At 69.0% G+C, this 7,006-nt stretch carries 6 protein-coding genes; 1 reads left to right on the forward strand and 5 read right to left on the reverse strand.

All coding sequences use genetic code 11. The features are described 5' to 3' along the window. Positions 1–21: 21 nt before the first annotated feature. Genes ACFV9M_RS26560 through ACFV9M_RS26580 form a run of 5 tightly spaced genes read right to left on the reverse strand, consistent with a single transcriptional unit; the run spans position 22 to position 5,006 of the window. The gene (locus ACFV9M_RS26560) at positions 22–1,089 is read right to left on the reverse strand and encodes a hypothetical protein (RefSeq protein ID WP_385077907.1); all 1,068 of its coding nucleotides are present in this window, start codon (positions 1,087–1,089) and stop codon (positions 22–24) included. A gap of 8 nt (positions 1,090–1,097) precedes the next feature. After that, the gene (locus tag ACFV9M_RS26565) at positions 1,098–2,186 is read right to left on the reverse strand and encodes an SPASM domain-containing protein (protein ID WP_385077906.1); all 1,089 of its coding nucleotides are present in this window, start codon (positions 2,184–2,186) and stop codon (positions 1,098–1,100) included. A 39-nt stretch (positions 2,187–2,225) separates the two neighbouring features. Continuing rightward, on the reverse strand, positions 2,226–3,545 hold the full coding sequence (locus ACFV9M_RS26570) for a hypothetical protein (RefSeq protein WP_385102552.1): 1,320 nt from the start codon (positions 3,543–3,545) through the stop codon (positions 2,226–2,228). A 22-nt stretch (positions 3,546–3,567) separates the two neighbouring features. Beyond that, entirely contained in the window at positions 3,568–3,804 is a 237-nt protein-coding gene (locus tag ACFV9M_RS26575; protein ID WP_385077902.1) for an acyl carrier protein, read from the reverse strand. 2 nt (positions 3,805–3,806) lie between these two features. Continuing rightward, positions 3,807–5,006, reverse strand: a complete 1,200-nt coding sequence (locus tag ACFV9M_RS26580; RefSeq protein ID WP_385077900.1) for a radical SAM protein — start codon at positions 5,004–5,006, stop codon at positions 3,807–3,809. 390 nt (positions 5,007–5,396) lie between these two features. Here ACFV9M_RS26580 and ACFV9M_RS26585 point away from each other — a divergent pair, with 390 nt between their 5' ends. Next, positions 5,397–6,806, forward strand: coding sequence for an MATE family efflux transporter (locus ACFV9M_RS26585; RefSeq protein WP_385077897.1), 1,410 nt, complete (start codon positions 5,397–5,399; stop codon positions 6,804–6,806). Positions 6,807–7,006 lie beyond the last annotated feature (200 nt).

Here is a 7,006-nt window from a genome sequence, read left to right on the forward strand (position 1 = left end):
CGTCGCCGCGCCCCCGAACCCTCATCGGCTTCGCCGCCCGAATCCCCGGGCGATGATGCGGTCCGGATAGGACGCGGCCCCGTCGCCGGCCGCGCGAAGGCGCTCGTGCATCGCCTCGAGCACCGCCGGATCGCGCTTGTCCAGCCACTCCGACAGGCGCATCCCGAACCCGAGGGCGCACCAGACGCTCTCATTGGCGAGCTCCCAGCCGCCCAGCGCCTCCGTGAACAGAACGGGCGTCGCGGCGTTGAGCGAGTCGATGAGCGTGCCCGCGCCCGGCTTGCTGACCACCGCGCGGCTGCGCCGGGTCAGCTCGAACGTGTCGGACCAGTGCTCCCGGGAGTCGAACGGGGGAGCCGACGTGCCCGGGCCCGCGACCAGGCGCGGAAAGGCCGTTCCCGGGCTGGGCTCCCACCCGGGGTCCTGGTGGTACGCGCTCAGCCCGGCCGGCGGATCACTCCAGGGTTCCGGCAGGATCAGGCTCACCGGCTCTCCCGCCTCGACGAGCCGCGCGGCGGCGGACGTATGTGTCCCCATGCCCCAGCCGCCGCCGTGGGCGAGGAAGCTGATCGACCGCGACTCCCAGGGGAGCCGCGCGCCGGCCTTCGTCACCGGGATCGCCTCGTTCAACGTGTTCGTCCGCGCGTCGAGCAGCCACGTGTGCGTGCCCCCGGTGACCTCGGCCGCGTGGCGATGGGACGGGGAGGGCACCGCGTCGACATGGCACACGTCGACGCGGACGTCCGGACGCCGGTCGACGTATGCCGCGACGATCCCCGCCCAGAATCCGGAGAAGACGGTGATCGAGCCCGCTCCGGCCGCGTCCCACTCGTCGAAGAGCGCGGCGAGCGTCTCCGGCGCGATCAGCTCCGCGTGGTCGGTGGCGAGCGCGTGGGCCGCCTTGGCCAGCCGGAAGTCGCGGCTGTACCGGCCCTTCGCGGTCTGTATGCGCTGCCTGACCTCGTCGGGGAAGTACCTCTCCAGCACGTACACCCCGCTCGGCAACCCGCGCGCCGTCAGGGCGCGATCGAGCAGCAGCCCGGGTATGTGCGTCCCCAGTGCGACTCCGGACGTCACTGTGATGTTCATTGCCCTCGTCAGACCGGGTGGGTTTCGAGCGAGTAGTAGCGCGTGCAGGTGGGGCAGATGGGCCACAACGAGGAGCGCAGGTGCTTCCGGATCTTCGTGGCCTGCTCTCCCTGCCAGATGTCCAGCAGCGAGGATTCGTGGATGTTCCCGAGCGGGATGTCGTAGAACGTGTGGCAGGTCGTGACATCGCCGCGCGCGGAGATCTCGGCGTAGCGCCACGGGACGGCGCAGCGCTCGTGGAAGTCCTTCATCGCGGTCCAGTCGGCGCGCAGGTAGGCGCCGATGGTCTCGGCCTCGAGCGCCGCCGGACGGGAGAAGAACTTCACCCCGGACCGCTCGCACGCGTCCCGCGCGTCGGCCATCTGCCGGACGAGGTCCTCGATGTCGATCGACTCGAAGAACTGGGGACTGCGGATGTAGGGGGCCGAGTGCCGGACCGCCGGGATGCCGAAGTTGTCGCGGGCCACACGGCCGTAGTGCCGGTGCATCTCGGCCGTCGCGAAGCTCTGCAGTTCGAGACTCACGGCGCCGAGCTTGCTCAGGTCGACCTCCTTGAAGAACTCCGAGATGTGACCGGCGTTGTCCGGCGTGACGAGGTAGGTGATGCCGATCTCGGGGAACCTCACGCCGCGGCGGCGCTTGAGGCTGTCCAGCGCGTCGATCCCGGCCATGGCCTTGTCGAAGACCCCGGCGCCGCGCTGTACGTCGTTGACCTCGCGCGGCCCGTCCACGGACACCCACACCCTGATGTGACGGTCGGCCACCAGCCGGTCCGCGTGGCTGCGCAGTGTCGTCCCGTTGGTGGGGAAGACGAGCTGGCTCCCGCCGGCGTGGATCGCGTCGATGACCCGCCAGACGCCCTTGTAGAGCAGCGGCTCCCCGCCGAACAGTTCCACGTACGGCCGGATCGGCCGGCACTCCTCGAGGGTGCGCAGGACGAGGTCGACGTCGAGTTCGGCGAGATCCGGAAGGACGTGGAAGGATCCTCCGTCACCCCACTCGTAGCACATGTGGCAGCGCAGGTTGCATCGCTCGAGCAGTTGTAGCACCAGCCAGGACGGGCCTGCTTTGGGGGAGCGGATCGGCATGTTGGACATGGGCTGTTCTCTCCAAGGGGGGTGGACGGCCGGAGGCCGTCATCGCTCCGGATCGTCGGCGGGCCGTGCGGGGCAGGAGTAGCGCTGGTCCTCCGGGTGGATCCCGCACGCGCACGCGATCCCCATGGCCTCACGCAGCACGCGCGCCGCGTCACCGGGCGGGTGGAACACGCCGAGGACGAGACGGCCGCGTTCTCCTCGGGTGAGTGTGTTGGCCGCGATGGGCACGACACCCGGGCGCTGCCGCCGGTACAGCAGGCCCGCGTCGTCCAGCCTGTTCACGAACGACGGGAAGGGGCGCACGCCGGCGTCCAGCCGTGTGTTGATGAACTCGAGCGTCGCGTGCAGGCCCACCCGCGCGGCGTGGCGCGTCAGTGCCAGCGCGACGGTACCCATGGATACGCGGGCGTTCACCTCCAGGCACGGGACGACCGTCCCGTCCGTCGCGACGAGCCCGTCGATGTCCACCGGGCCGAAGTATCCGGCCGCGAAGAGTTCCTTGCACAGGGTCCTGCCCGCCGTGTCGATGTGCTCGATCTCCTCCTGGCGGAAGGATTCCGGGGCCGCCGGGGAGGAGCCGCGGTAGCGGAAGCCCTCGACATCGTTCTCCAGCAGACCGGCGCTCCGTACGGAGCCGTCCGGGAAGATGTGCCAGTGCGACGAGATGTCCCTGCGCTTGTCGAACAGGGGCTGGACGAGCAGTTCGAGCCGCTTGCCCCGGTCGACCTGCCGGGCGAGGTGCCGGGCCACGGAGCGGTACGCGCTCTCCGAGCGGATCGCCAGGGTTCCCTGGCCCGACACACCGTAAGGGTCCTTCAGCAGCACGACGGGACCGGCCTGCGCGACCCGGCGCTCCAGCCCGGCGAGCGAGGTGACGGGCCACGCGGCCCCGTTCCATCCGTGAGCCAGGACGACGTCGTTGGACCACGTCTTCGAGTTGACCCGCTTCGCGCACTCGACGGTGGGCGCCGTGTAGGCGAGGTCCAGCGCGGAAGCGAGATCCTCGTACTCCGGGCGCGCGGCGTACGGCCGCAGGGTCATTCCGGCGACCTGGGGACGGAGCACGCCCGCCTGGGCCAGCGTGCGCGCGACGACGTCGCCGACGCCTTCAGGGTGGGGCAAGGGGTTCACCGGGAAGCCCGCTGTCCGCATCGCCTCGACGAATTCGGGTGGAAGCTCGAAGGCCGTGATCAACCGGTCCCCTTCCTCGCTCAGCGCGGAGAGAACCTCGTCCAGGGCCTGCGCGATGGCGGTGCCGTGGGCGGACCCGACGCGGGGCAGCGTGGCGAGGTCGGAGGGCCGCCAGGAGTCCTCCACCCCCACCGGGCCGAGGTGCACGGAGCTCTTCGGCGGTTCCACGGCTCGCATCCGATCCCGGTCCTCAGCTCCTGGTGGCCACGAAGCCGCAGAACGCGTCCACGGACCGGAGGCAGTCCATGTCCATGGTCTCGAAGTCCAGCTCGACCTGGAGCGCGTCCTCGACCGTGAGCAGGAACTCGATCATCTGCAGGGAGTCGAGGCCGAGGTCGTCGATGATGTTCGTCTCCGGCTCGATGGAGACCTCGCGCGCCAGGACCTTGCGCAGGCATGTCGATACGGTGCTGAAGATCGCGTCCACGCCTAGACTCCATTCAGATACAGAAGTACGCATTTTGAACACACAGGCATGAGGCCCCTGCTCCGCAGGATTTGCCGTACGCGCCGGAAACGTTCGCTGTGCCAGAGATCGAGGACATCCGTTTCATTGAGATTTCCCACCACGAACTCGGGAAAGAACTTGCAGGAGCTGACGTTTCCGTCGGCGTGGACCTCCATGCGGTTCGACACCGCGAGGCAGCGCCGCCGACCCTGGGCCGGCTTCGAGGTGCCCCGGACGAAGTCGTCCACTTCGTCCAGCCCGACCTGCGGCTGATATCGGATTCGCGACTTCCAGCGCCGCCCGGCCAGCCTGGTCATCGATTCCCGTAGCGTCGGAATGCCCTCCGGCTTGAGGCGGTAGGTGTACGAGTGCCACGTCGCGGGCTTTCCCGGCTGAAGCGGATTGAGCCAGGAGAACTCCTCGCGATAGAGCTCGTCCATCTCTGCGGCGACGTCCTCGTTGATGTACCAGGGGAACTGGAAATAGACGCTGTCGACGCCCAGCTCCTCGGCCCATTCCATGAACTCGTACATCTGCCCGACGGTCTCGTTGCTGACCATGCAGGACAGCGAGATGGTGCCGTCGAAGCGACCGGAGCGCTGGAGATCTATCATGAACTGGATGTTGCGCATCGTCCGGTCGAAGCTGCGCGCGCCGCGCAGCGCCTCGTGGTGGTCCTTGAGCCCGTCGAGGCTGACCAGGAGGCTGAGGTTCTTCCCGATCCGTATCAGATCCTCCGCGTGGCGCTGCATGAGCAGGCCGTTCGTGCACATCGTCACGGGGCGCGGGTCGGAGGCCAGCAGGCCGGCGAACTCGCCGAACTTCGAGTACATGAGCGGCTCGCCGCCCCAGACGAACAGTTTCGACTTCCGCTCGGAGGTCGCCGCGAGCACCCGCCGCACGATGTCGATACCGAGTTCGGTCTGCTGCTCGGCGATGCTGAACTCGTGGAAGAAACCCTGTTCGCTCCACTGGTAGCAGTGCAGGCAGCGGAGGTTGCACTTGTAGGTGAGCTGAAGGCTTACCTCGTCCGGCACTTCCGACGCGTACTGCGGGTCTTCCTCGAGCGCGTGAATGGTCTTCGATCGAACCGCGACCGTTCTGCGCAGATCGAGGAACTCGCGGCTGTCGAGGTTGCGTGAGGTCTGGGGGCCGGATGCCGCCTTGCCGAGTTCTGCCATGCTGCGACCTACTCTTCCCTGCGCATGTGACCGCCGTCGCGTGCATTCCCCAGTGGGCGACGCCGATGGACTGGGACGTGCTCTGCCTGAATTGAGCCTTGGCCGAGAAGTTCGAGATCTCCACTGTGGCCCACGCCTCGTCGGGCGTCAATGAGCCCTGATCAACTTGGCTGCACTTACCACGGGTTGGGCTCCGAGGGGTCATGTTCTCCCCTGTTCAGGTAGTTTGAGCGCCAATCAATGAGACCACCCGAATCCACCGAATACCCCGGGGTATGACGGATTTCGGGATCGAGGCATTGGCGGTCGAGACGTCGTGCCGGTCCATCGCCCCGTGCTCCGGGAGGTCGCGGTGGTCGAACAGGTCAGGGGCGTGGTTCCCTGCTGGACGTGAAGCGCATCTCGAAGCACGGGGAAATGCTGGAGGCCGCGCCTGCCGCGGCCGAAGATGCCGTGAGCCGGATGGCGACCCGCCCGGTGGGCAGGCTGCTGTGGGAGAACTGCGTCCAGACCATCGCGTCCGTCGGCATGTTCGGCCTCTACGCCCTGACGAACGCCTGGTTCGTCGGCCACGGGGTCGGCGATCAGGCGATGGCCGCGGTCAACCTCGTCGCCCCGCTGCTGCTCCTGCTGGGAGCCGTGGCCACCACCGTGGGCGCGGGCGGCGCGACGCTGGTCTCCCGTGCGCTGGGCGCCGGCGACGAGCGCGCGGCCGCCCGCGCGGCGGGGAACGCCTTCACGCTGTTCTGGGTCAGCGCCGCCGTCACCACCGTGGCCGGCCTGGTCTTCATCGACCCGCTCCTCGACGTGCTGGGCGCCCGCGGCTCGCTGCACGAGTACGCCCGGCAGTACGCGGTGATCCTGCTGTGCGGGTCCCTGTCCTACACCGGGTTCTCCAGCCTGGTACGCGCCGAGGGCCGGGTCGGGTTCTCCACCCGGATGTGGATCGGCGCCATCGTGGTCCAGATCGTCCTCGACCCGTTGCTGATCTTCGGCCTCGGCTTCGGGGTGAGCGGAGCCGCCCTGGGTACCGTCGGTGGGCAGACCGTATCCGCCGTGATGAGCTGGTGGTTCTTCTTCCTGCGGCGCGATCGGCCGTACCGCGTCCGCCTCCCCGACCTGCGTCCGCACGCCGTGACCCTGCGCACGCAGGTGGGCATCGGACTGCCGTCCTTCCTGGCCAACATCGGTCTCACCGTCCTGGCCGTGCTGGTCAACGACACCCTCGCGGTGACCGGGGGTGCGACAGCGCTGACCGCGTACGTCGTCTGCTCCCGCCTGCAGACCTTCGCCGTGATGCCGCACACGGGCATGAGCCAGGGGCTGCAGCCCATCGTCAGCTACAACGCCGGGCGCGGCCTGGCGGCCCGGGTCGCGCGGACCCGGGCGCTCGCGCTGCGGGCCTCACTCGTCTACGGCGCGGCCACCGCGATCCTGCTGACGGTCGCCGCCGAACCGCTCGTCGGCCTCTTCGTCAGTGGCGGCGGTGCCGCCGAGGAGGCCCGGTTCGCGCTGTGCGTCATCGCTGTCGGCGGGATCGTCACCGGTGTCGCCCCGCTGACCGCGGCCTATTTCCAGGCCCTCGGACGCCCGCTGCCCGCCTACGTCCTGACCATCGGCCCCCTGCTCCTGCTGAAGGCCCCGCTCGTCATCGCGTGCGGCCTGATCTGGGGCACGCACGGCGTGTGGTTCGGCCTCGCCGCCGGCGAGTTCGCCACCGCGGGGAGCGCGCTGCTGCTGTTGCGCCGCGCCGACCGGCGCACACCGCCCGCGGCCCCGGATCCCCCCGCTGCGTCCTGAGAAGTCCGACGACGCGGCGGGCGACGGGGACCGCGGGCGCGGGGTGCCGAGCGCCAGGGCGTTTCTGACGGATCTCCGCGGCTTCGGAGATCCGTCAGAAGCGCCCTAGTACTGCAACCGCATCTGGCGTGACGGGGTGTATCAGGTGGTCGTTGATACGACTGTGTGCTGACGCGTTGACGATGGAGCAGGTCGAGTCG

The organism is Streptomyces sp. NPDC059895, from assembly GCF_042731035.1.
Lineage (GTDB): Bacteria > Actinomycetota > Actinomycetes > Streptomycetales > Streptomycetaceae > Streptomyces.

Coding starts and splice junctions, on each gene's coding strand:
- ACFV9M_RS26560 (WP_385077907.1), bottom strand. CDS start 1,089: ATGAACATCACAGTGACGTCCGGAGTCGCACTGGGGACGCACATACCC.
- ACFV9M_RS26565 (WP_385077906.1), bottom strand. CDS start 2,186: ATGTCCAACATGCCGATCCGCTCCCCCAAAGCAGGCCCGTCCTGGCTG.
- ACFV9M_RS26580 (WP_385077900.1), bottom strand. CDS start 5,006: ATGGCAGAACTCGGCAAGGCGGCATCCGGCCCCCAGACCTCACGCAAC.